This is a genomic window from Mesorhizobium sp. P2_F8 (assembly GCF_056403655.1).
Map to the genome: position 1 here is coordinate 627,371 of NZ_JBFUFB010000002.1, position 26,075 is coordinate 653,445.

Sequence of the window (26,075 nt, forward strand, 5' to 3'; positions counted from 1 at the left end):
CATGACGCGTTGGCTGCTGCGGATGTTCAGCGTTATCGCGCTGGCCGGCTTCGCGGCGGCAGTGTGGTTTGGCGGGCCATTGATCCGCTTCGCAGATACCCGGCCACTGGGGCCCGCCTGGCTGCGCGCAACCATCATTGGCGTGATCGTGGCGGCGCCGGCGCTGTTCTACGGGCTGCGCTTCTGGCAAGCGAGAAAGGCGCAAAAGGCACTCGAGACCGTCGTCGCTCACAATGATGACCGCGATGACGATTCGCGGGTGCTGGAAGCTCGCATGAATGAGGCCGTGGCGGCGCTCAAGCGGTCGAGTGGCAAGCGCAACTTCCTCTATGAGATCCCGTGGTACGTCGTCATAGGCCCGCCGGGTGCCGGCAAGACAACGGCCCTGGTCAATTCGGGTCTGAACTTTCCGCTTGCCGGTTCGGGGGACGCCCAGCCGGTGGCTGGCGTTGGCGGAACACGCTCCTGCGACTGGTGGTTTACCGACCAGGCCGTGCTGATCGACACCGCCGGACGCTACACGACGCAGGACTCCCATGCCGAGAGCGACAGGAAGAGCTGGCTCGCCTTTTTGTCGCTGCTCAAGAAATACCGCACCAGACAACCGATAAACGGCGTCATCCTGGCCATCAGCCTTGCCGATCTTATGAGCTTCGACGATCAGCAGCTCGACGCCCACATCGTCGAGATACGCAGCCGCCTGAGGGAAATCCACGAGACGCTGAAAATCCAGTTTCCAGTCTACCTGCTTTTCACCAAGGCCGATCTTGTTTCCGGGTTCATGGATTACTTCGGCGATTTCGACGAACCGCGCAGGCGAAAAGTGTGGGGCGCGACGTTCCAGACGGCGGAGCGCGACAGGAACATGGCCGCCGAGGCTCCTGCCGAATTCGACGTGCTGGCAAACCGACTGGCAGACGAGATGGCCGACCGCCTCCAGGACGAGGCCGATCCGCTCACGCGCATCTCCATCTTTGGCTTTCCGGCGCAGTTCGGCGCGCTGCGGGGGCGAATTACCAGTTTTGTCGCCGGCCTGTTCGATCCGGCGCGCAGCCAGGTGAATGTGAGCCTGCGTGGACTCTATTTTTCGTCAGGCACGCAAGAGGGAACGCCGATCGATCAGGTGCTGGGCGCAATCGGCCGCGATTTCGGCAGCAACGCCCGCCCTCACCTTTCCGGGACCGGCAAAAGCTTCTTTCTGCATGATCTGCTGACGAACGTCATTTTTGCCGAATCCGGATGGGTTTCGTACGACAAAGCGGCTGCAAGGCGCGCAGCGATCGCCAGATTTGGCGGCCTCGGCGCAATAGCTTTGGTCGCTGCTGCTGCACTGGGTACGCTCGGCCTGAGCGTCGCGGCCAACCGGTCGCTGATCGCCTCCACAAGTCTGGCCATGGGCCAGTACCGCCAGACGGCGGCACCCTTGCTCGAAAGCACGACGGTGACCGATGTCGACCTCGAAAACGTCATCGGGCCGCTCGACCAGTTGCGCGATCTGCCGGCCGGGTTCGAAACCGGTGACTTGCCGACTCCGATCGAGGAGACGTTCGGCCTCAGTCAGCGGGAGAGACTTCTTTCGGCATCCAAAACGGCTTATCGGCAAGGGCTGGAACGAATGTTCCGATCACGCCTGCTGATCCAGGCCGAGCGGACGATCCAGGCCAAGATGGCTGATCCCGTCGCGCTCTACGAACCGTTGAAAATCTATCTGATGCTTGGCGGCAAGGCGCCGAAGGTCGATGACGCGTTGATCGTTTCCTGGATGAAGCAGGATTGGGAGCAGAACCGATATCCAGGCGAAAACAACCGAGAAGGACGGGAGCAACTCGAAAAGCACCTGCGCGCCATGCTGGCATTGGACGACGCCTATGATCCGGTTTTCGAACTCAACCAGCCGCTTGTCGAAGCCGCCCAACGTTCTCTCGGGCGCATGAGCCTTGCCGATCGAGCGTCCGCATTGATCCGGTCAGCGATATACGCGGCAGCACTGGACGACTTTTCTGTTTCCCTGAAAGGCGGCCCGGAAGCGCAAGTGCTGTTCGAGCGCATCAACGGCAGCGATCTGTCAGGCCTTCGTGTTCCCGGTATCTACACCTATGCCGGCTTCCACACCTTCTATCTCCCGCAACTTTCGCGCATTGCGCAGATGCTTGTCGACGAGCAATGGGTTCTCGGCGGAGGCGGTGAGCAAGGCGACATCGATCAGCAATTGCTCAAGCTCGGCCCCGAACTTCTCGATCGCTACGGGAAGGAGTTCGCAGCCGCGTGGAACAGCGTCCTCGACCAGTTGAAGTTCAAAGCGATGCTGACGGACAAGCCGCACTACATCGCGCTTTCTGCCGCTGCCTCCCCGACCTCGCCGATAAACCAGCTCTTTGCGGCGATCGCCAACGAAACAGCGCTGACGCGAGACCCTGGTGACGGCAACGGTCCTGGCGCCGAAGAAGCAGGTACGGCTCAAAACCAGCCGGGGCACGCCGCAGATCTGGGCAAGGGTCTGGCCCGCATCGGCATACAAATCGCGACCGGCAAATCGCAAAGTCGCGCCGGCACAAGGGCGGCCGACACACAGAACCCGAATCCAGGTGCGAACATTGAAGCGCAGTTCAGACCCTTCCAGGCCCTGGTGAACGGCCCTGCCGGACACCGCCCAATCGATGCCCTGACCCAGAACTTCAGCGATATCTATCAGAGCCTGCAACTGGCGGCCGAAGTTCCTTCGCAGACGGAGCGCGTCAATACGAACCTGCAGCTGCAGATAGCCACCCTTCGCGCCAATGTCTCGCGTCTGCCCAAGCAACTTGGCCGGATGGTCAACGCAACGGCGGATGAGTTTGAAGGCAACGTCGCCGAAACGTCGGTGGCAAACTTGAACCAGATGCTCGACCAGACGGTGACGGCTCCCTGTGAGGCGGCGATCAACGGCCGGTATCCCTTCGCCGGCGACGGCACCGAGGATGTTGCCATGGCGGATTTCGCGAAACTTTTCGCGCCGGGCGGGCTGATGGACCGGTTCTTCGCACAAAACCTCGCATCGCTGATCGACATGACCGGCCAGGACTGGAGCTGGAAACAGGATGCGCGCTTTGGACGCGACCTGTCGAAATCGACCCTGAAAGACTTCCAACTGGCGGCGGACATCCGCAGCGCCTTCTTTCCATCGGGCGGTTCGGTGCCCTTGGTCAGCGTCACCTTCACCCCATTCTCGCTGCATGGCGACGCCGATACGGCGATACTCGATGTCGATGGTCAGATCGTCCAGAGCAACCAGACAGGTAACGCGCCAAGCACCGTGACCTGGCCGATCGGTACATCGTCCGCGTCCGCCAGTCTAAGCCTGACGCCGGAAATGCCAGGCCGCGAATCCGCCATCAAGTTCGAAGGGCCGTGGGCGCTGAAGCGGCTTCTGGACAAGGCTGCCGTCATCGGCAGCGACAGCAATATGCAGGCACGCTTCGTGATCGGCGGCCGCGACGTTACCTATACGATCCAGGCAGGCTCCGGCACCAACCCCTTCTTGCTCCCCGCGCTTTCCGGGTTCAGCTGTCCGAAAGCGTTTTGAGATGGGGATCCGCAGACCACGCAGAGATCTTAGTTTTCGATACTTTAATGTTCGAGCCTGTGGCAAAGTAACACTAGCGAGCGCCTGAAAGTGCGCCGCAGAGGACGCTTGAGAAGCGCTTGGTGGCAAAGTGAACACTGTCGCCCTTCCCTTTGAGAGCTTCGGGGTAAGCCACAAAGGCTGTGTCCGTGAGCTCAATGAAGACAACTATCTGGTCGAGCCACAAACTGGTCTCTGGGTGGTAGCCGACGGAATGGGTGGACATGACGCGGGAGAGGTCGCTTCGGCCAGTATCGTCGATCATCTGGCAACGATCGGCATTGCCAGCTCCGCACCTGATCTTCGGGCGCGCTTCGAGGACAGGCTGAGCAGGGCCAATGCCGAGATCCGCGGGATATCCGAATCCCGCGGCATAACCATCGGCTCGACTGTTGCCGCCCTGCTGGCGATGGATGGGCGGTTTGCCTGCCTGTGGGCGGGTGACAGCCGCGTCTATCTGATCCGCAACGCCTCGATCTCGCAGATCTCGAAGGATCATACCGAAGTTCAGGAGCTCGTGGACAGAGGCATGATCAGCGAAAGCGAAGCGCGCACCTGGCCGCGCCGCAATGTCATCACGCATGCGGTCGGCGTCAGCGACGAGATCGTCATCGATTTCCAGCAAGGCGAAATCATGCCGGGGGACATTTTTGTGCTGAACACCGATGGGCTGACGGCGCATGTCACCGACGCCGAGATCGAGGCGGCGACCGTGTCCGCGACACCTCAGGCGGCCTGCGAAAAACTGTTGGAAACGGTGCTGGCGCGTGGCGGCACTGACAATGTGACGATCGTGCTTGTGAAGATCGGCGACGGGCGCGATGGGCAATCGTCACGTCCAGATCTCTACAAAGCGGGAGGTTGAGGCCGATGAGCGCCGACGACAAGACGCGAATATCGGGAGGCATGGCCAACACCGCCGTAGGCACGCAACTCAGCGGCATCTACGAGCTTGATGAGCGGATCGCATTCGGTGGCATGGGGGAGGTCTACCGCGGTCATAACATCCAGACCGGCGACCACGTCGCGATCAAGATCGTCCTGCCCGAGTTCGCCCGTGACCAGACGATCCTGTCCCTGTTCCGCAAGGAGGCATTGATCCTCAATCGCCTGTCCCATGATGCGGTCGTGCGGTATCACGTCTTCACGATCGATCCCGGGATCGGCCGTCCCTACCTTGCGATGGAATTCGTCGACGGCGAGTCGCTGTTCGACATCATGCGACGTGGCGCGATGCCGACGGCAGAGGTGCGCAAGCTCTGCCATCGCCTCGCGTCCGGTCTGAGCGCGGTGCATCAGGCGGGCGCGATACACCGCGACCTGTCTCCTGACAACATCATCCTGCCGGGGGGCCGGGTCGACCGCGCAAAGATCATCGATTTCGGTATCGCACGATCGGCGACCGTGGGCGGCGAGACCTTGATCGGCGGAAAATTCGCGGGAAAGTACAACTACGTTTCACCCGAACAGCTCGGGCTCTACAGCGGCGACGTCAGCGAGCAGTCCGACATCTACAGCCTGGGGCTGGTGCTGGTGGCCGCCTTGCGCGGCAAACCGATCGACATGAGCGGGTCGCAGTTCGAGGTCATCGAAAAGCGTCGGACCGTGCCTGATCTCTCCGACATCGACGATGATTTTCGCGACATTGTCGAAGCCATGCTGCAACCGGATCCGCAAGACCGGCCGATCAGCATGGCGGAAATCGCCAGGATGACCCGTGACGACAGTGAGGAGACAACGCCGCCGACTTCGATCACACCCCGCGATCGGCCGGCTTTGCCGCGAACCGGGGAAGCCCTTTCGCCCGACACCAAGACCCAGGGCCGGCCATCCCACGTCGAGAGGCACGACACCGAAACGGCAACAGGTTCAGGTGGGCAGCCCTTCGTCCCGCATGTGCGGCCCGCGCATTTGTCCCAACCGCGGTCTCCGGCGCTCGCCGGCTCACCACGTCCGGTCACGGCTGATGTCCCTGGAAAATCCACAAAGACCCGAACCATCGCGATCGCTGCCTTGGCGACGCTGGCTGTCGCGTCCGGCGCGGGCCTGTATCTCAGCGGCTTCATGACGCCAGCGATGCCGACGGCCGGCAAGCCATCGCTTTCGGCACCAGAGCCATCAAAGCCCGCACCAGAAACGTCAAAGCCGGCACCCACGGACAATGCCGGGACCGCCCCTGAGCCGGCAAAACCAGTTCCGCCCGTGCAACCGGAGTCTAGCGCACCACCGGCTGAAAACCAGCAAGATGCTACCGCAGCCCAAAAGCCGCAGCCGGCCAAGCCCGCCGAAGTCCCCTCGCAGACCGAAGAACCCCCGAAGCCATCCGCAACGGCGGCGCAGCCGCCACCCGAAAAGGTGTCGCCGGCAGTCCAGCCCGATACGATGGCCAGCGACAGTCAAACGTCGGCTCCGCCGCCGGTCTCGACTGCTCCAGCCCCGCCAGCAGCCGAGAAGGTCTCGACGCCGCCGCCGGCCCAGCTAGAGGTTGTCGAGAGCCAAAAGCCTGAGCCACAGATCAGCCAGCCGGCAGCGCCCAAGGCGACCGTGCCGGCACCCGAGGCGACCGTGCCGGCGCCCAAACCCACGGCAAGCCAGCCGGATGTCGCGAACACCGAGAGCCAAAAACCTGCGCCACCGGTAGCCAAACAGCCTGACCAGCCTGTCGTCGGGTTGAACGTGCCCAAGCCGGAGGTTCCTCCGATCGTCGATGACATCGCGCAACGAGTCTCCTGGGTTCGCGACTTCGGCGGCGGCGACTGTTTTTATGCCACCATGACGTCGGCAACCGACAAGGCCGCCGCGATCGAAGGATTTGGAACGGAGGTTCAGCCATTCGAGCGGATGCTTGGCGATTTCCAGGCAAGATTCCATGTCGAGCCGGATATCAGCGTCCGCCTCATTGAACCAAGCCAATGCGAAGTCACCAACTTTCTGCGCTTTTTGGGGCAGACCGCGGCCGACAAGCCGCAGCTTGTTCTCGATCGGACGTCGGTGCCGAACGGTACGCCGATCAGCGGCACGCTGGTGACGCGTGGCGGGCTCATTTCCAGCGTGCTGCTGATCGATCACAAAGGCATGGTGTTCAATCTCGACGAGCGCGTCGTCGTAAAACCGGACAAGGTCACCTTCAGAATCCCGATCGGTCTCGGCGCCGCCGACCAGGCCGCCGGAAAGGCGGTGCCGCAGATCATAATGGTGATCACCGGCCCCAAGGATATTCGGGCGGCTGCGTTCTCCACGCCCACACCAGCTTCGGTGCTGCTCCCCAAGATTCTCGAAGAAATCGAGACCGACGGATCTCAGTTCTCAGCCACGGCCAAGTATTTCCGGCTCGGCGGATAGCATGGGCGCCCGATGGAACCCCGCTCGTGTTTGCCGCAATCGTCTGCCGACCTGCCGATAAAGCAGCGTGGTCCGATTCGAGCCACCCTGCTCGCCCTGACGGGCCGCATGAGGCTTGCGGTCTTGTCAGGCGCCGCACTGCTGGCCGTGCTGTCATCCGGCGAGGCGCGCGCCGAATTCACGGTCTGCAACCAGACGCTCGATGTCGTCAATCTCGCCGTCGGCCAGAAGGTCGACAATGCGGACCAGACCGACGGCTGGTGGACCATCGGCGCAAATCAATGCGTGAACGTCATCCGCGAGGAACTGACGAACCGCTACATCTACATCTATGCAACGGACGTGTTCGGCCATGCGATCCTCACCGGATCGACCGAAATGTGCATCGAGCGAAGACGTTTCTCGATACGCGGCATCGACGAATGCTGGCAGCGCGGCCACATAGCGGCGCAATTTCTCGAAGTCGACACGCTTGAACAGGTGCGGTGGACCTTCTTCCTGACTGGAAGTAATCCGTGACGCACAATATCGACACGAGTTTCAGGCAGAAAAAGCAGGCGCGCGCTGCCCTTCGCAGGCGCACGCTTTGGCGCAGGCTCCTGGCCGGCCTCGCGGTGGTTGTCCTGTTTTCGATCGCCGCCGGTTTCTATCTCACCGCGGACTATTGGTCGTTCGGCGACGAAGACGAGGAGTTGCACGCGGTCGAAGGCGTGGACGATGTGCCGGCCGATGCGTCTGTCTACGTGCCCGCCATTATCGACCTGGCCGGGGACCCGATGTGGATCACGCTCGCGCCCGATGCCGGCGCCGCAACGAAGGGCCGCGTGATCCCGCGCCCGGCGGAACTCGATCAATCCGACGTTTCGCCCCAGATCGAAATCCTGTCCGACGTCATGCTTAGCGCCAGCGAAAAATTCATGACGACGATACCGTCGACGCAGGAGGATTTTGCCTTCTTCCAGGCGCAGAGAAAGACCACTGCCGCGCCAACCGGCGATCTGCAAAACGATCTTGAGCCATCGCCCGCGGCGGGGGAACCCGCGCCAGCTTCGGACCAGAAGGCGGATGCCGACGATCCCGAAGCCGGCTGGGGTGAAACGATCGATGCGGGCGACGCCGCCCTTCCCGCATTCCAGAAGACCCAGATCGAAAACAACACAAGCGTGGCAGTCGTCACCAATGAGTATCAACGGTTCGAGGCGACCGAAGACACGTTCGTGAAGATCCTCAACGACCGCAGCCTGGACAGCGTTGCGCTCGATGCACATTTCTCCGCCGACGATGCCAAGCTCGCAGGCGAGGCCTTGAAGGCGCTTTTCAACCGGGACGGTCTGGAACCGGGTTATGTCGTTGCCATGCGCGGTTTCAGGCCGACGCGCGAGACGACCACGATGTCCCTCATGCAGGTTTCGATCTATGCCAAGAACGTGTTTGTCGGCACGCTGACGCGCAATGCCGCGGGCGCGTTCGTGTCGGGCGTCGATCCCTGGGTCCGCGAGGATCTGTTCAACTATTCGGGCGCACAGGCGGAAGGCACGCACAAAAGGCAGTACCGTCTGCTTGACGCGATCTACTCGACAGCAGCCCGCAACAGTGTTCCGACCGGGGTGATCGGCGAAGCGATCATGTATCTCTCGAGAGGACAGGACCTGGACGCCTTTGCAAGCGAGGACCAGCGTCTTGTGCTGATCTATTCGCAGACGCCGCGCGGCAAGGAGGAAGGTGCCGGGCGAGTGCTGTATGTGGGCGTCCAGGGCACCGAAAAGAGCCTGGACTGTTTCGTCTTCCGGCAGAGCGACGGCCAGTTTGCGTGCGTCACGGGTGACGATCTGGTTCGTTCGCTGACAGTCACCAACGGCATGGTCACGCCGGTCAACGGGGTCATGACCTCCACCTTCGGGCCACGCAAGCACCCAATCCTCGGGACCGTTCGCATCCACAAGGGCGTCGACTGGGCGGCGCCCGTCGGCACGCCGATCGAAGCGGCCTTCGATGGCGAGATCACTTTCCAGGGCGATGGCGGCAGCTATGGCAATCTGGTGAAGATCTCGCATGGAAACGGGCGCGAGACGCGCTATGCGCACATGCAGAAATTTGCCATCGCGGCCGGTGTCGGCACCAAGGTGAAAGCCGGCGACATCATTGGCTACATCGGCACCACCGGCCTCTCGACCGGGCCTCACCTGCATTTCGAACTTTATCAGAACGGCGAGGCCATCGACCCCCTGGGCACGGTTACCGCGATCGCGTCGGACGATTCCGCCGTCGAAACGCTCACCGACCGTATCGTCCATGTCGAAAGTGGTGGCAGCGCTCGCGCCAAGAATCCAAATTCTTCAGCGACCGGCGCCGGCCAGTTCATAACCAAGACCTGGATCAGGATGATGAATACCTACCGCCCGGAACTGGCGCGCACGCTGTCGACCGCCGACCTGCTCGCTCTGCGCTACGACGCCACGATCTCGCGTGAGATGGTGCGCAATCTGGCGCGCGAAGGCGAGGCCTATCTTCGGGCGCGCGGTCACCAGATCACCGCCGGCCGGCTGTATCTCTGTCATTTCCTGGGCATGGAAGGCGCGCATCAGGTGCTGTCGGCGACGGGTTCGGCGCAGCTGAGCGCTGTGCTCGGATCAGCCGTCATCCAGGCCAACCCGTTCCTCACCGGCAAGACAGCCAGTTACGTGGTGGACTGGGCCGAAAGGAAAATGGGCCAAAGGCTGAGCCGCGTGGCCACCGACGCCGGCCCACAGACAACGACCACCGAGATCCGCCAGACATCGCCGGAGTTCGAAAAATACAAGCAGGCCATCACGGCCCTTATAAGCTCGGCACAGAATACGCTTTGAACCTGCCGGCGCGGCACGAGCCTCTCAGGTGTTCGTGCTGCCAATTGATACCATGGACATTTTTTTCGGGCCGTTTGTGAACCAGGACTGCGGTCAAGATCACATACGCCCAGGAGCCATTTTTTGGCAGAGGCGACTCAGTCGCTGACGAAACCTGGCATGTGCAGACATCAACAGCGCGCCCCGGTGGGCGGAGGGCTGATCCATGAAAGCGTTCGCCGTCTCTCTGAGCGGGATTGTCCTGCTTTTCCTTGCCGCATTCGGCGCCCAGGCTGCCGCCGGCGCCGAGGCTGCCGCGCCCAACGCCAAGCGCGTCGCGCTGGTGATCGGCAACAGCAATTATGTCCATGCGGTTACCTTGCCCAACCCCGCCAACGATGCCCATCTCATCGCATCGACGCTGCGCAATGCCGGGTTCGAGGTGATCGAAGGGGTCGACCAGGACAATCAAGGTATGCACAGTCTGATCAGCCGGTTTACCGAACAATCCTATGACGCGGACCTCGCGGTCATTTTCTATGCCGGTCACGGCATGCAGGTCGACGGCAAGAACTACCTGATACCGGTCGACGCCGACCTGACGTCGCCGGCCTATCTCAAGACCCGTACCATTCAGATCGACGACTTCATGGCTGCGTTGCCGCCCGACCCGGCGGTCGGCGTCATCATCCTCGATGCATGCCGCGACAATCCGCTGGCAAGAACGTTGGCCGCCTCGATGCCGAAGAGCCGTTCCACCTCGTTGGGCACCGGTTTGGCGCCGGTCGAAGCAAGATCGGAGGGCATCGGAACCGGCGGCCTCCTGATTGCCTACGCAACGGATCCCGGCGCCATCGCTTTCGACGGCAACGGGGCCGACAGTCCGTACTCAACGGCGCTCGCCAGGCATCTGACCGAACCCGGCGTCGAAATCCAGGGCGCGCTGACGCGCGTGCGCGGCGAAGTGACCGAGACCACGCAAGGTCGCCAGAGGCCCTGGCACAACGCATCGCTCGGACGCGAGGTTTTCCTGGGCAAACCCGTCGCGCCAGCCGCGCCTGCCGCAAATCCCGTGGCCGGGGTATCGAACGCCGCGGCGACATCCGCTGCTGTCCCTGCTGCCAGTGATGCCCCTTCGTGGGAAGTCGAGCAACGCCTTTGGGACGAGGCTTCCAAGCGCAGTTCCATTCCGTTCTACGAGGCCTATCTCGACCAGTTTCCGAACGGTCGCTTCGCCACCGTGGCGCGGTTGAGCATCAACGAATTGAACGACCCGAAGGCCCAAAATCGGCAGGTCGCGGCACTCGATGCGGACCAGGCGAACGCCAGTTCCGGTTCTACCGTGCGCACCTCGGTCGGCGTTCCGGACGCGATGGAGCAGACACCGGGCACCGAGTTGACGGAAAGTGCGATCGGCCTCGATCGCCAGGGGCGCATCGACCTGCAATTGCGCATCGAAGCGTTGGGCAATGAGCTTGGGCGCATCGACGGAAACATGGGCCCTCAGACCCGACAGGCGATCGGCATCTGGCAAGCGAAGAACGGTCTCCCGCAGACCAGCTATTTGACGCGCGAGCAACTTGCGTTCCTCGTGATCCAGACAGATCCGATGATGGAAGGCGTGCGCGCCAGATACGCCGCCGATCAAGACCGTGCGGCGCAGCCGAAAAAGCAGATGGTGCAGAAGGTCAGCACGTCGCGGCCGGTGGCACAGAAACCTCGCAAACAACAGAAGGTTGTTCAGAAGCGGCGCAACCGTGAGACCGTAGCGCGAGAGGATTATCTTCCGCCGCGCCAGGACAACAACGACTTCCTCACCAAGGCGCTGATCTTCGGCACCGGTGTGGTCGTGGGTGGCGTGCTCAAGAACTGACAGCCGACATTCGAAGAACCGCCGTGGTTTGGGCGGCTATTGCGTCTTTATCCGCATTTCCACGCGGCGGTTCACCGGATCGTACGGATTGGGGCTGCGCGGATTCTTTTCGCCCATGCCGATCGCGTTTAGGCGTGCTGTGTCGATGCCGCTGGCCGTCAGGAATGCTGCCACCGATTGCGCTCGTCGTTGTGACAGACCCTCATTGTAGTGCACCGTGCCAGTGGCGTCGGTGTAGCCTTCGACGACGAAGTTGAACTTGCTCAACCGGTTGTCCTTCAGGGCCTTGGCGAACTCGTCGAGTTCAGCGCGCGCAGTCGGGTTGAGTTCGGCCGAATCCAGGCCGAAATTGATCATCATGTCGAGGCCGGTTTTTTCTCCCGGCGCGTCGCCTGCCTTGCTCTTGCTTTTGCACTCCTCCTCGGAGCCGACACAAATTCCTCGCGACTTGCCGAGATCGGCCGCACCGGCAAAAAACTTCACAATGTCTTCTGATTTCTGAACGGGGTCGGCGAAAGCGTGGGTCGAGCAAAACACGACCGCCAACACAAAGGCTGAACTGCTCCACTGCATAGCGGCTCCTCCTGTTTGAGCACCAGATTTCGAGCGACTGTGATCATACCAAATTCCCAGGCAATTGTCTGTCGACAAACGCTGGGGGCACGACAATGCCGAGAGTTGTTGCCGTGTCACGGGTTGAGACTTGACCCGCGCCGCGCCTGGGGCTTGAGTGGCCGGAGTTCCTCGATGAAAGCGCGGCGGTCATGGCCAATGGGCTCCGATTCAAAACGGCACGGGATCTTTTCACGGCTTGTCCCGCTATTGCCCGGGACATGAGAACCCCTCCAACCGAACAGCAACCGATCGAGTTTTGCCGCGGCCTCCTCGCCGGACGCGTTCCCGAGGAAGCGATTACATTCTGTGCCTACCTGCTTCCCGAGCGGGCCGCGGTCTGGTGGGCCCATGAATGCCTGAGCCACCTGACCGACCTGTTCGACGAGAGCGATCACGAATTGCTCGCGCTTGTCCGCGACTGGGTGGGTGAACCGGACAGTCCCCACCTTCGGGCAGCCGTCAGCACAGCCGCGGCGACACCGCCAACAACGCCAGTCGGCTGGATTGCCCTGGCGGCGGGATGGCGCGACAATGGTTCGGCCAGGGCCGCGACGATGGCATCGGCCTTGCAACCCTTTCCTGCCGCCCATGCAGTCAATGCCGGGATTCTGGCCGGACTGGCACGTGTCGCGCTCGCGGACCGCTTTTCCGTTCTTTCGGCATTTGTCGAAATGGGCATCCAGATGGCAGAGATCGAGGCGCTGCGCCAATCAGCGGATGCATATTAGAGCGTCACAGCGTCCGTCACCCATCCTGCCTTACTTGCAGCCGCCTTGAGCCCATTTGGCCAGCGCCACCTTGAAGCGCGTTCCAAGCGGATGCTGCAGGCGCAAGACAGAGACATCGTTGGCGGCGAAATTTTTCGCCTGTTCGCACAGCCGCTCCTCGTTCCATTGATGGCAGCCATCACAGTGCTTGCCTTCCCATACCGACTTGTCCAATCCCTCCACCGGACTGAAGCGCGGCTTGCTCTTGATGAGCTCGGCAATGCTTTTGCCGTCGATTTCCGGATCACCGAAATCGATAGGGTGGTTGAAAAAGATGGGGTCGTCCGAGGCAAGTTTCGGGATTTTCTGACGCAGCACATTGAGTGCCAGCTGGGCGTCGTCACCGGAGCCCGACGGATTTGCCGTGGCGTTGCGCACCTCCGAGCCGCCTTCAGGTTGCGGAGCGGTCGCCTCGCCCACGATCAGCGGCGCGTTGAGATCGATCTTGTGCAGGACGACCTCGGTGGTCAGCGAGACATTGATCCAGGGACGCTGCTTGCCGGCGGTTGCCTTGAAGACATCGGCGGTAACGCGGTTCATCGCTTCGGTGATGGAAACATTGGTTTCGCCCATATGCGCGAGCAGCGCCGAAGCGAACGGCGAGTGTTCGCCCGATCCGTCATAGGCGACCTGGCTAGGACTGGTGGCGAACGCGACAAGCGTGCCGGCGCCACCGTTCTCGATCGGGATTTCGGCAAGGCCGCTTTTTGCTCCCTTGACGCCGGCGGTCTTTGCCAACACCTCGGCAAGCGGGTTGTCACGACAGGCATCGAGGAAGATCAGCCTTATGCTGGTCTCGCGCGACATCTGCCGCAGAACGAAATCCACCGGCACCGCCTCGAAATCGAGCGAGGTCTCGTCCTCAAGCGCTGCATCGACCGGAAGAAGGTAATTGCTGCCTGAAACCTGCAACCCGTGGCCGGCATAGAAGAAAAGGGCGATGTCGGCGCCGCGAACCTGCTTTGCGAACTGTGCAATCGTCGTCTGGGTCTGCAATTTGGTCAGGTCGAAGCCGGAAACGACTTCAAAGTCCAGGCTCTTCAGGCGTTCGGCCATGGCCTGGGCGTCGCGTACCGGATTGGTCAGCGCCGGGGCATGCTGATACTGGGAATTGCCAAGGACCAGCGCAACACGGCGTTCGGCACTGGCGGCCGACAACGTCAAAAGCAGTGCCAGCGCGACAAGCCCGATGCCGCGCATAAGGCCACCGCAACGGGCAATCAGATCGAAACTCACCGGGACAACAGATCCTTCCTCAGTTGACGAGCTTGGTGGCGGAAAACTCGATCCGCCGATTGAGCGCCTTGTTCTTCGGCGTGTCGTTGGCGGCAACCGGATGATCCTCACCGTAGCCGGTCGCCGTGATCTGCGTGCGAGGAATGCCCGCGGCGACAATGGCGTCGGCAACGGCTTGAGCCCTGCGCTCCGACAAGAGCTTGTTCTCGACAGGCGACCCATCGGAATCGGTGTGTCCGGAAACCTCGACCTTGAGGCCCGGGCACTTGCCAACGACGCCGACGACCTCCGCAAGCAGCGGGCGGCTTTGGCTGTCGAGCCGCGCGCTCGCCGTTCGAAAATAGATAGCTCCGGTGCGCGACAGCACCGCGAACCTGTTGAGGCACTCCTCGTCGCTGAAGTTGGTCTTCGCCGCATCGGTGGCGACAGGGCCGACGTCGGCAGCACTCGCCACGACGGTTTGCACAGTGGCAGGTTTGCTGCCGTCAGCGGTGAACACGAAATCGAACGACACCGAAGCCGTCGGAACAATATTGGTCACATTGGCCGCCTGCTGGAGTTTGTCGACGTTCGGCAGCAGCCCGAAATCTTCCACATGCACGGCAACAGGAGCCTCCGACGCGACCGACACCATGTTGTCGCTGATCATGGTCACCACGATGTTGGCCGAGAGATCCTTGTCGACCCCGTGAAGGTTGAGACGGAATGGAAGAACGGCTTTCACACGCCGCTTAGTCGCCAGGTCGGCAAATGCCGCGGGATCCACCTTTGCGGTCAATTCAGCGGTCGGAAACTTGAATGTCTCGAAGAAAAGGAACCGCATGCGGACATTGCGAAGGTCGACCCCCGTATCGACCGAGTTGAGGTCGAAGGAGACTTTGGCATCACCGGCCGAACTGAGGCTGCCGGAGATATTCCTGATCTTGTTGGTTTCGACGATCGTGTTCTTCTTGACCGACTGATAGGTGAGTACCGAAGCGGTCGGATCGAGCGTCCAGTTCGGCTGTGCGTTCGCGCTTCCAAGGCCGGGCAAAAGCAACACGGAAAGCGCAACGATCAAGCCAAGCGTCTCTATGGCGAGCCAGCTTCTTGACCGTGACTTCCACCAGAATCCGACGACTTCGAACATGGAACCCCCCTGCCTATGACAACAGACTTCCGTATCGACATCACGACCATGCGGTGTCGATGGAGAGCATAGAACACTTGCTCTCGCTTGGCGAGCATCTGCTGATTGCGCGGTGCGCCATTTCCAGGTGACACGAATTTCGGATCCGCCACACTAAAGCGCGTCGTCTGAATGGATTCAGACGACGCGCTTTAGGTCTCTGTTTTATGCATGTCGTTCTCCCAAACCGGGCCACTTTTGGGCGACATGCATTAGCTAGAAGGCGATTTTCACTCCGAGTTTGGCGCCGACGGTGGAACTGTCGGACGACGCCTTGCCACGGACTTCGCCGTTGACGGTGGTCAACTCCGACACCTTCAGGTTGAAGCCGGTCGACAGCGCGGCGGAAAAATCGGCATCGTCGAAGTCGATCTCCCTGGTGTCGATTTCGGTCGTGTTCTTGTAGCCGAAACGCTGCTGCAATTCGCCCCGCGCATACGGGCTGATCACCATGCCGTTGCTTAGCGTGTAATCGCCATAGATGCCGGGCTCGAACTTGATCGCGCCAAAAGAAAGCCGGCTCTTGCCGAACTCGTTGCCGCCGCTGTCGGTGTAGGGATCGCCACGGAACGAAACGCCAAGCAGGCCGCCGCGCAGATCGAAACGGGTGCGCTCGCTCAGCTTGAAGATGTGGCCGACCGATGCCGTAACCGCATAGCCCTCGGTGTCATAGCTGCCCGAGGTGCCGAGCACGCCGCTCGTCACATCGCTTCCGCCAATGAAGCCGGAGGCGGAGACCAGCGCGTAGTCGTAGTTCTTGCGAAACAGCGCGTAGCCGCCGAACATGCCGGCCTTGTTGGTGCCTTCTCCGATGGCGTCAAATCCCCGGAACCCGCCGAGGTTGACATCGGTCGAGGCATAACCGGCGAAAACGCCGAGGTTCAGGCCATACTCATTGTCGAACTGGAAGTGTTTGGCGGCATTGAAATCCAGGCTGATGGCGGCCGAAAAATCATTGGCATCGAAGCTCGGGCCGGGGCCATTCAAACCGCCGCCACTGATGTCGTAGCCGTCATGCTCGGTATGGGCGAACTGGCCGGAGGCGAAGACGCCGAAGCTGGACGAAACCGGCACCATTGCCCCCCCGGTTGCGGGCGAGAGGTTGAGGTCAGCATCGATCGCATCACGGTTTATGCCGTAGAGGGCGTCGATTGCCACCGTGACCGCGCCGGCGTTGGTGGCGCTGGTGGGCGCCGCGGCAATACCAAAATTGGCCGGAGTAGCACGCAGGAACAAGCCGCCATTCGGGCCAGTTACGACCTCATAGGTGAAAAGCGAACCCGGCGTGCCGGGAATGCCCACGACGCTGAAGGTTCCGGCAATCGGTCCGCCGGTCGAGACGATGAGCGGGATATCGGTCGCTTGGGCGAATTGCGGCGTGCCCAGCAGATTGACGATGATGGTGTTGGCGCCTGTGGCGGAAAACGCGCTGGCAACCAGTTGATCCGACTGCAACGTCTGCTGGTTGATGTCGAGGCTGATCCTGGCGCCGTTGAGCGTAAGGCCGCCGAGCGTCAACACGTCGTTGGCTGCACCGTCCGTCATGTTGATCAGCGAATTCGTCGCGATGATCGAACCTGGCATGTTGACGTTGCCGTTGATGAAAAGCGTCGAACCGTTGCCGAGATTGAGCTGGTTGATGCCTTGCGTGCCACCGCTGAAGCGGAGCGTGGAGGCGTTGGCCGAAAAATTGTCGAAGCCGGTGAAGTTCTGGCTCTTGCCGCCGGCAGCGAGGTCGGTGCCTGTGACGGTGCCGTTGGCTCCCGTGCCGCTGAACAGGACCCCGTCGGCTAGGTTGAGCGGATCGACCGTGCCCACATTATCGATGATCAGCGTGTTGGCGCCGATTCCGGTGATGCTGCCGCCAATCGTGCCGCCGGAGAGATGGACGTGGTCTGCGTCGATGCCACCCTCGATGGTGCCGCCCGAAACTGAAACCTGGTCGAATCCGGCACCGCCGCTGACACTGCCGTGGATGGTTCCGCCGGAGACGGCTACGGTATCATCACCGTCGTCGCCAGTTACGTTCCCAGTGATGGCGCCGCCGCTGACGGTTATCGTATCGTTGCCGGTGCCGCCGTTGACCGAACTGGCGATGGTGCCGCCCGAGATGCTGATGTGGTCATCGCCGTCATTGCCGGAAACCGACCCAGCGATCGTTCCGCCGCTGATGGTGATTGTATCGTTGCCGAGATCACCGATGATTTCACCGGTTACTACGCCACCGGATACAAAAATCCGGTCGTTGCCATCATTGCCTTCGATAAAACTGTTTATCGTGCCGCCGCGCAGATCGATCGTATCATTGCCCGCGCCGCCGCTCACGGCGCCGCCGAGCGTGCCGCCGGTCATCAGGAAGCTGTCGTTGCCATCTTCCAGGCCGACAGAATCGACGCCGTCCCCACCCTCACCAAGATCGATCCCGATACTGGCGTTGCCCGAGATCGTGACGTTGTCGTTCTGGCTGCCGGCGAAAATCGAACCGTCAATCCTACCGCCGCTCACGTCATAGGTGTCGCCGCCGCCGTCGCCGAAAACCGAACCGGTCACACGGCCCGCGGTCATGTTGAAAATATCGGCGCCGTCGCCGAGGTCGACGATGCCCGGAGCCGCGGTCGTCCCGATGGTGCCGCCGTTGATGTTGACGGTGTCGTTGCCTTCGTTGCCGAATATGCTGCCGCCGATGGTGGCTCTGCCGCCGACCGTTATCGTGTCGTTTCCGATATCTCCATCAACGTAGAGATCGATCGCGGCATTGCCGTTGATCGTGATCTGGTCGTCGCCTGCGTTTCCGGTCACGTAGCTGTGGATCGCGCCACCGCTGACAACCAGCGTGTCGTTGCCACCGTCGCCGCTCAGACTACCTTCGAGGATGCCACCGGTCATGGTGAAATGGTCGTCGCCGTCGCCAAGCCCGATAGAACCTCCTCCTTCCGAGTCGCCATAAACTATGGCGCCGTTCTTGATGGTGACGATATCGGCGCCGCCATTGGTGAAAACAGATCCGGTGACAACGCCGCCGGCGCCATCGACGACGCTTGTATCGCTGCCAATGGTGATGGTGTCGATGCCATCTCCGCCGAAGACTGAACCGTTGATTTGACCGCCGGTCATCTCCAGCGAATTATTGCCTTCGCCAAGGTCGATGTCCTGAATGCTGCCGGCCTGGATGACGACCTTGTCATCGCCCGCCCCGGTATTGAGATTGGCCATGACGTTGGGGCCGAATGGCTCGCCGTCGAAATCCCCATATGACATCTCAAACTGGTCGTTGCCGCCAAGGAGTTGGACGATCCCCGCTCCCGGCTCCAAGGTGGTCGTAACCTCCGACGTTATCGGCGGCAGGCCACTTACGTTGGGCGTAGCCGTAATGTTGTCCAGGATGCCGCCAACGATGCTTACAATGTCGTCGCCATTGCCGTCATAATTGTTGACGATGACAGTCGACGAGCTGTTGTCTTGCCCTTGGTAACCCTTGAACCCTGTCGCGAATGCGCCGTTGATGTCCTGGACATTTCCCGTTGTTGTGCACTTGACCGTGACCGACGTCGTTTCGAACGTCGTCACGGCCGAGATGCCTGAGCCAACCGTTGTCGCGGTGCCGCTCGCGGCAGCGGAGCAGGCTGCCGCGCCGGATATTTGGAAAGTGGATGCGGCCGCCAACGCGAGCAGCGAAACACCTGCCAACTGATAGGCCTCGCGCGGCACTCTCATTCGACTCCACCTTACGAGAAATCGATACCGTCACAAATTAAGGCAATTAAGATAGGTCCCCGACCCATCTGATGGGGCTCGTCGACTTGCTTGACCTTGAGTGTACGTGGCGGGCTGCTCTGCGGCAATGGTTAGACGTTCGCCCTCGGACCACTATAAGGCCATCTGTGGCGAGAAGGTCACTATAGAAAAGCTCGAAGTGAGCTGTTTACACCCATGTTCACAGTTCAAAGGGCACATCTTAGAGATCAGAATAGGCCGCGGAAACGGTCAGGTCTCCCGCATGAGCAACCTTGCGATTGTAGCTTGCCCATATTTCGCCGCCACATTGCTGCGCCCAGCGGTGACAGAAAGAAAAATCGGTGGGCAAATCCACGTCCGGCGTCACGATCTTTGAAAAAGGCGTCAGAAAGCTCTCGAACTGTGCGGTGTATTTGTTGTTTCTGTAGCGCGACCGGTTCACCGTTTCGGGCAGTTTCTCAATTATCGTCGTCACACAGTCGCGGGAAACCAAGAAGATGCCCGTGCCACATAGCGATACCCTGACAAAGCCGCCCATCTCTTCGCGCGGTTCGATGATGGTTCCGAGGAACTCCAGACTCCGCGCGAAGGCCTTGTCGAAGGGCAGTTTCGACAGCGAGTGGAGCTTGCGAAGATCGACCAGGCGCCGGGGATACAAAGTGCCGACCACCGGCTTGTCCAGCGCCAGCATCGCCGCGATGAGTTCAGGCGCAAAGCCCATGTCGCTGTCGATCATCAGGATGTGGCTGCAATCCGGCTTGTTGTAGTAGAAATTCGTCAGCAGGTAGTTCCGGGAAAACGGGATATCCGTGTACTCGATTTCCGACAGCGAGAAGGCGTAGCTGGACAGGCTCTTGTGGGTCAGGGCCGCGAAGAGGCTGCGAACGAACACGCTTTTGTAGGCTGCTCCATAAACCGGCAGCGCAAGGTTGATCTTGATCGGCATCGTGTCCTCCACAGTCCCGTGACTGAGCATAGAAACCCGTTTTCCCTATCTTTGACATGATTCTTGGTATAAATTTTTGCAGGCCTTTGGCGGCACGGGGTCCATACGCTCAGGCATGACTGTATTTGCGTGGGGTGCGCTTCGAAGGTTGCAAGACCAGGATTGACGCAGACCGGAACGGGCATACTGATATGACCCATTGCCACAAACTCCTGCTTCGCATCCCGCTGCTTCTGCTTCTCGTGCTTTTTGGCTCAGCTGGCGCTCGCGCCGCGGTCGAGCAGAACCCGTCGCCGCAGCCGCGCAACCGGCTGGCGATCGTCATCGGCAATTCGAACTATCAAAGCACCCGGCTAGAGCATCTCCCCAATGCGGCAAACGATGCCACGCGACTTTCGGAGAGCCTGAAGCGGCTGAATTTTGAAGTCCTGACGGGAACCGATCTCTCGACCGAGGGTTTCACCAAACTGCTTCGAGACGCGGATGCAAAGTTGCCGACCGCCAGTGCAGTCTTGATTTTCTATGCCGGCCATGGCGTGCAGTTGAATGGTGAAAACTACCTGCTCCCGGTCGATACGCCCGACCCCGAAAGCCTCGAAAAACTGGTGGCCAGCGCCATCAAGCTGAATGACGTCATCGCCAGGTTCGCGCGCCGGGACCGCCAGACATTCATATTCCTGGACGCGTGCCGCAACAATCCGCTCGGTCCCGGCGCCGGCGCGGGCAATGGTCTGGCGCAAGTCGACGTCGGTGAAAACACGTTCGTTGCCTTTGCCACGCAGCCCGGCAATGTCACGGCCGATGGCGGCGGCGAGAACAGCCCGTTCACCGTTGCGTTGCTGAAGAATCTCGAAATCCCCGGACTGAGCGTCTCCGACATGATGATCCGCGTCCGAAACGAAACCGAAGCATTGACAGTTGGCCGTCAAGTGCCGTGGGATCAATCGAACCTGCGCGAGCAGTTCTATTTCACGGAGCAGCAGGCACTCGATCCGGCACAGTTGAGCGCAAGCCTTTCGCGAATTCTGGCCGACCCCATCGCCAAGAAGAGATTGCAGGTCGAGCTTGCCTCCAGCGACCTGCAAACTGCCGTGCTCGTCGTCGGGCAGACGTTGCGGTCGGTCGAGATTCCGGCACCGTCAACCGGTGCACCCGAGCCGGTCGGCACTCAGGTCGCCAATCTGTCGCCAGCTGAAAGTGTTGAAGATGCTCGCCAAAACGTCGTCTCCGGCCTCGAAACCCTCATTGTCGGCGCATCGCCGGGCGAAGCGGAAAAGGACAAGGCTGGCGATCTTGCGCGCAGCATCCAGACGGAACTTCGTCGCGTGGGTTGCTACCGGATGCAGGTTGACGGCGATTGGGGCACCGGCTCCATCCGCGCCCTTACCGACTACTACAGAAACACCAAACAGGTCGCATCGACGACCGAGCCGACCGTCGGCTTGCTCGGCGATCTCTTCCTGCGCTCCGGCAGAATCTGCAAGCAGCCGGTCATCGTAAAGGCCAAGCCGGCTAAAGTTGCGTCGGAAGCCGACCCCTCGCAAACCAGCTCCGGCCGCAAGGCCGCGAAACGGTCACAGGCCGCCCCGCAACGCCCCGCAGCGCCCCCGCCGGACATTGGTGCGGGCATAGGCATTGGTGGCGTGTTCTAGGGATATTGGCGGTCAGGCGCGCCCTTGATTTCCTGACCGACCCACCATCCACCGTCAGGTTGCGCCTAGACAATCCAATCGTGCAACGAGTAGGCATGGATGTAGTCGATCTGCATCTCCGCAGGTGTCGCAAGCCCGTCGGCGGGCGTTCCCGCGATGCCGCCAACCGCGAGATCGACCAGCATATACATCGGCTCGTGCATGTCGGCAGGCGTTGCGGCATGCGCCACTTCGACGTTGTCGAAATACCAGACGAGTTCGTTTTCCGTCCACAGCACCCCGTATTTGTGGAACCCTCCGGTATCGGCGACATAGGGCGTGGAGGATACTGTTGTGTGCGTTCCCGTCTCGTTCGTGTGGCTTGTCAAAAGGAGCTTGTTTGGATCCTGACCGGTCATCTCTATGGCGTCCAACTCCGGTGGCCAGGAGCCGTCCGCCGGCAGAAGCCAGAAGGCCGGCCATGCGCCCTGTTTTTCGGGCATGTCGGCCCGAATTTCGAAATAACCGTAGGTCTGCGCGAAGGAGTCGTGCGTCGTCAGCAAACCTGACGTGTATTGGTAGTTGTTTATGTAGGGTTTGATAGCGTCTGGGGCCTTGGCGGCGGTAATCGTGAGAACACCGTTCTGGATATTGAACGGCTTGACGGAACTCGTCGGGGCATAGTTGGCATCGATATACCATTGAAGCTCGCCGTTGCCGGTGAGCGAGCTGCCGTTGGCGCCTCCCCACCAGAAGTTCGTGTTCCAGGTGCCACTCGAGCCATTCCGCAGGTTCAGTGTGTTGAACTCGTCCGCGAAGGTGAGTTGCAGATGCGACCTGTCCAAGGCGAGATCGAACTGGCTCGCGGCGAACTGGTCGATCGTCTTGTTGGCGAAGACGAGAAACTCGTTGCCGGATAGATCAAGTCGGACATTCGCTCCCGACTGGACCATATTGGCGTGCACCTGGTCGAAGGAGGTGAAGCCGTAGCTCCCGACGCGCACCGTATCGTCGGCGCTGAAGTCCAGGATCAGGTCACTGCCGTTGCCGGGGGCGACGATGAAAATGTCCGCCCCGGAGCCGCCCTTGAGAACGTCGTCGCCCTTCAAACCGTCGAGCGTCTGTTGGCCGGAACCGCCGGTGATGATGTTGTTCAGCTCGTTTCCGAAAGCATATTGCTTGTCGCCCGTGACAGTCAGGTTTTCGAAATGCGCCGGGAGCCTGTAATTCATCCAGGTCGAGATGGTGTCGACGCCCTCGTTGGCCAGCTCGACCGCCTTGTTCTTCGTGGAATACAGATAGTAGATATCATCGCCCTTGCCGCCATACATCGTGACGCTGACGTTGCCGTCGCCATAGAGCGAGTCGTTGTAGATGCTGCCATAAAGCGCCGGGCCGGAATTCGTGGCCGAGTACCATTTTGTCGAGGATCCGCTGTAGGCGAGTGGAACGCCATAGGCGTTCAGGACGGTGGTCATTGTGGTCTTGCTCCTCGACTCGATGCCAGCCCCAGCATCTATGGAGGGGACGAGAAGCCAATGTCTTTTTTGGTCTTCGACTTAGGAGGGTTACCGAAAGCTTAACGCCAGCTCACTGCTGTTCCGCAAACGCGCGATCACCATCCCAAGCCCACAAAGCCCTGCCCGCTGGATCGAGTTGCGGCCGCACGCGGCTCACCCCACTCGTCTCGGTGCGGCGCCCTCGCCTGCTCTAGGTATTCAGGATGGAATTCCTGTATCCTTGGACGTCTTGAAGGCGATTTGCGATCACCTTGCCGACCGCCTCCGGGCTGTGCACTTGAGCCATGTAAGTCCGGGCGCGCTCGCCGACCGCGGTGACGGCCTCAATATTATCCGCAAGTTGCACCATGACCCGAGCAGCTTCGTCTATGTCTGGATCGGCCCATTTCTGCCCCTCGATGAAATACGGGTATTGATCGGGCTCCACGCCGATCAAACGGTATGGAATTGGAAAACCAGTCTGCGTGCTGACAAAGTCCTTGCTTCCCGAAAAGTCCGTTGCAATGACCGCTTTGCCCATGGCCATGGCTTCGGCAATTCCCAATCCAAAACCTTCCGAGCGATGCAACGAGATGAAGACATCGCATGATTTCGTCAGGCAATAGGTTTCGGCACGAGTCAGAATTTCGTCAATCAAGACAACCCGCTTGTCGGTCTGCGCCAGGCCACGAATTGAATTCAGAATTGCTCGTTTGTGCGGGCTATTGCCCATTGTCTTGATGATCAAGGAAACCCGCCGATCGCGGTCCTGTCCGAACGCGCGAAGATAGGCCTGCAAAACGGCATCCGGGTTCTTTCGGTCCGGGTAGGACGAAAAATCGAATGCAAACAAGAATGCCGTGGAATCCTTTGGAATCTGGAAGCGTTCCCGGTTCGCCTCGATGTTGGGCGGAACGGATATGGCCACTGGAACGTGCACGACGGGACGGTCCGTACCGGCTATGAACGCGTCGCGGACGAAGGCCGTCGGGGCCCAAATCTCGTCCACATGCTGCAAGCTGGTCAGCCATTGCGGGTGGATCAGAGGCAGTTCCCAGAAAGGCCGGACGATATTGTATCTGTTGTGCAGAACACCGACGCCGACGCCCTGAATGGTTGACCCCAGCATGTCGGCGTTTACGCAGAAAACGTTCACCATTTTGGACGGCCGCGCAGCGATGCGGTGCGTCAGGGCTCTGTCCCTGTGCGACGAAAGAACCTGCTCGTCAAAATTCGTGACATCGTAATTGATGCCCGCGCTCTCAATCGATCGGGCGAGCGAACGCATGGCTTCACCGACGCCCGTCTCTGAAAAAGGGTAACCGATGAGGGATAGACCAGGCGCAAGCGTAGCCTGGGTTGTCGTATCGAAATTCGTGGGCCAGGCACGCCTGAACATCGCATCGAGAAATTGTTTTCGCCTGGCCGGCGGCACCATTCTGTAGAGCCAGCGAATGTGAGGTTGGGCTCTTACGAGAGTTCGATAAGCACGACGCGCGACACGCGCCGCGATCATCGAGGCTTGTTTGGCGGAAACGTCCGCCACTGCGTTTGGGCCGGTCTTCGCAGATCCAAGTTGGCTCATTCTTTCGGCGACCGTTTTCGTGAACCTGGGAGGGATTCCGGCCGACGTCGCGCCGCCGGACATATACCAGTCGGCATAGTTGATCTGGGATCGTCCCTCCTGGAGGGGGAAGTAAGATTGCAGGTCGCGCCTCGTCGTCCAGAGTGCGTGCGCAAGCTGCGTGACCACGCCACCGGGGTTGGGCCTGATGTCGGCTGGACGGTCGAGATTGTCGGGCATCAAGGCGAAGGGATCGCCCTCGAAAGGTTCGAGCTTCTCGCGATAGACAATTCGCGCCAGGCTCGGAATGTCGGTGCCATCGGAAAACGTCCCGAAGCCATAAGGCACTGCAGAGAACCTGCTTGCCCCATAGGCCTCCAACTGGTCGTGATAATCGGCCAACAGGTTTTCCAACTCCTTGGTCGACGTTGGCTTCCACCGCTGCTGGTGCTTTGAAAGGACACTCTGGTCGCCGGGAGTGATCCCGCTAAAATGAAAGAAGGCGAGTGGCGAGCCGTTGACCTCGTATCGTTCACTCGTCTTTTTGATCGTGCGGGTATCGAGGTTCCAGTACGCCACGTTGTAGGCTGGATCGCGCAAGATGTGCGTGCCCGAGCAATAGGCCGGCCACAGGTCCATGAACTTCTGGTCGACGAAAATCCCGTCGCTCAGGCGATTGGCGACACACTCGTTTCGCAGGCGCGTCTCCCACCATTCCAGCAAGGCTGACGTCTCGTCCGTCCTGGCCAGGGCCAGAAATCCCAGATTGTAAATCCCGGCTTGCATGAAGGTCAGGTCGTTTGGGCCTTCGGGATGGAGGTTGGGAGCCAGCGCATGCGGCGTCAGGACGGACGTCGCCCCCTCATCGAACGCCTGCAAGATCTCGTCGAAACGGCGATAGGCAAGGATGTCCGGATCCAGGTAAATGACGCGGTCAAAACCCTCGGCGAAAAGCCGCCGGAATACAGTCGGCTTGATCGCCGTGTTGAGCTCCATGACGTCGTAACGAAAACTGAAGGCGCGACGATCGGGCAGATCGAGATCGTCGAAGAAGACATGAGCGTCGAACTCGGGAAAGGCATCCTTTTCCAGGTCTTGCCGACGTGTGTCAGCGATGGCAAGTATGCAGGAGAAGTCTGGATGGTGGCGAGCAAACGAAGACGCAAGCGCCCGGGAATAGTGGAGATAATTCCAGGACGAAATCGTAAAAAACGCATTCCTCATGCTTAGCCCGAATCTTCCTTTGCCTTCGCGTCAAAACGTTGCCATAGCG

Annotated in this window: 15 protein-coding genes; 8 read left to right on the plus strand and 7 right to left on the minus strand. The window is 60.6% G+C overall.

What is annotated here, in order from left to right:
- The first annotated feature begins 1 nt into the window (after nt 1).
- The 6 genes from tssM to AC1DZP_RS06715 all read left to right on the plus strand — a co-directional run bounded on the left by tssM (nt 2) and on the right by AC1DZP_RS06715 (nt 11,641).
- On the plus strand, nt 2–3,562 hold the full coding sequence (gene tssM, locus AC1DZP_RS06690) for a type VI secretion system membrane subunit TssM (RefSeq protein WP_477301004.1): 3,561 nt from the start codon (nt 2–4) through the stop codon (nt 3,560–3,562).
- A gap of 130 nt (nt 3,563–3,692) precedes the next feature.
- Entirely contained in the window at nt 3,693–4,466 is a 774-nt protein-coding gene (locus AC1DZP_RS06695; protein ID WP_477301005.1) for a PP2C family protein-serine/threonine phosphatase, read from the plus strand.
- A gap of 5 nt (nt 4,467–4,471) precedes the next feature.
- Entirely contained in the window at nt 4,472–6,943 is a 2,472-nt protein-coding gene (locus tag AC1DZP_RS06700; protein WP_477301007.1) for a serine/threonine-protein kinase, read from the plus strand.
- A gap of 108 nt (nt 6,944–7,051) precedes the next feature.
- On the plus strand, nt 7,052–7,462 hold the full coding sequence (locus AC1DZP_RS06705) for a DUF1036 domain-containing protein (protein WP_167391941.1): 411 nt from the start codon (nt 7,052–7,054) through the stop codon (nt 7,460–7,462).
- Complete coding sequence (locus tag AC1DZP_RS06710) at nt 7,459–9,789, plus strand: M23 family metallopeptidase (protein ID WP_477301009.1); 2,331 nt, start codon at nt 7,459–7,461, stop codon at nt 9,787–9,789. The genes AC1DZP_RS06705 and AC1DZP_RS06710 overlap by 4 nt, the downstream gene beginning before the upstream one ends.
- Nucleotides 9,790–9,994: 205 nt before the next feature.
- Nucleotides 9,995–11,641 carry a caspase family protein gene (locus tag AC1DZP_RS06715; RefSeq protein ID WP_477301011.1) on the plus strand — a complete coding sequence of 549 codons (1,647 nt, stop codon included), beginning with the start codon at nt 9,995–9,997 and terminating at the stop codon, nt 11,639–11,641.
- Nucleotides 11,642–11,677: 36 nt separating this feature from the next.
- On the opposite strand, the gene AC1DZP_RS06720 is transcribed toward AC1DZP_RS06715, so the two are convergent.
- Nucleotides 11,678–12,214, minus strand: a complete 537-nt coding sequence (locus AC1DZP_RS06720; RefSeq protein ID WP_095080743.1) for an OmpA family protein — start codon at nt 12,212–12,214, stop codon at nt 11,678–11,680.
- 191 nt (nt 12,215–12,405) lie between these two features.
- Here AC1DZP_RS06720 and AC1DZP_RS06725 point away from each other — a divergent pair, with 191 nt between their 5' ends.
- Nucleotides 12,406–12,984 carry a DUF6931 family protein gene (locus AC1DZP_RS06725; RefSeq protein ID WP_477301013.1) on the plus strand — a complete coding sequence of 193 codons (579 nt, stop codon included), beginning with the start codon at nt 12,406–12,408 and terminating at the stop codon, nt 12,982–12,984.
- A 30-nt stretch (nt 12,985–13,014) separates the two neighbouring features.
- Here the strand turns inward: AC1DZP_RS06725 and AC1DZP_RS06730 are convergent, their stop codons facing one another.
- The 4 genes from AC1DZP_RS06730 to AC1DZP_RS06745 all read right to left on the minus strand — a co-directional run bounded on the left by AC1DZP_RS06730 (nt 13,015) and on the right by AC1DZP_RS06745 (nt 20,108).
- A complete protein-coding gene (locus AC1DZP_RS06730; protein WP_477301015.1) occupies nt 13,015–14,259 on the minus strand; it encodes a caspase family protein in 1,245 nt (414 codons plus the stop codon).
- A gap of 19 nt (nt 14,260–14,278) precedes the next feature.
- A complete protein-coding gene (locus AC1DZP_RS06735) occupies nt 14,279–15,388 on the minus strand; it encodes an OmpA family protein (RefSeq protein WP_477301017.1) in 1,110 nt (369 codons plus the stop codon).
- A gap of 255 nt (nt 15,389–15,643) precedes the next feature.
- Nucleotides 15,644–19,141, minus strand: coding sequence for an autotransporter (locus AC1DZP_RS06740; protein WP_477301019.1), 3,498 nt, complete (start codon nt 19,139–19,141; stop codon nt 15,644–15,646).
- Between the two features lie 241 nt (nt 19,142–19,382).
- Nucleotides 19,383–20,108 (minus strand): hypothetical protein, encoded by a 726-nt coding sequence (locus AC1DZP_RS06745; protein ID WP_477225811.1) that lies wholly within the window; start codon nt 20,106–20,108, stop codon nt 19,383–19,385.
- Nucleotides 20,109–20,299: 191 nt separating this feature from the next.
- Here AC1DZP_RS06745 and AC1DZP_RS06750 point away from each other — a divergent pair, with 191 nt between their 5' ends.
- The gene (locus AC1DZP_RS06750) at nt 20,300–21,760 is read left to right on the plus strand and encodes a caspase family protein (protein ID WP_457154575.1); all 1,461 of its coding nucleotides are present in this window, start codon (nt 20,300–20,302) and stop codon (nt 21,758–21,760) included.
- A 65-nt stretch (nt 21,761–21,825) separates the two neighbouring features.
- On the opposite strand, the gene eglC is transcribed toward AC1DZP_RS06750, so the two are convergent.
- Together eglC and AC1DZP_RS06760 are read right to left on the minus strand one after the other, a co-directional pair.
- Entirely contained in the window at nt 21,826–23,217 is a 1,392-nt protein-coding gene (eglC, locus tag AC1DZP_RS06755) for an endo-1,3-1,4-beta-glycanase EglC (RefSeq protein WP_457154574.1), read from the minus strand.
- Nucleotides 23,218–23,449: 232 nt separating this feature from the next.
- The gene (locus AC1DZP_RS06760; protein ID WP_477225809.1) at nt 23,450–26,026 is read right to left on the minus strand and encodes a glycosyltransferase; all 2,577 of its coding nucleotides are present in this window, start codon (nt 26,024–26,026) and stop codon (nt 23,450–23,452) included.
- Between the last annotated feature and the right edge of the window lie 49 nt (nt 26,027–26,075).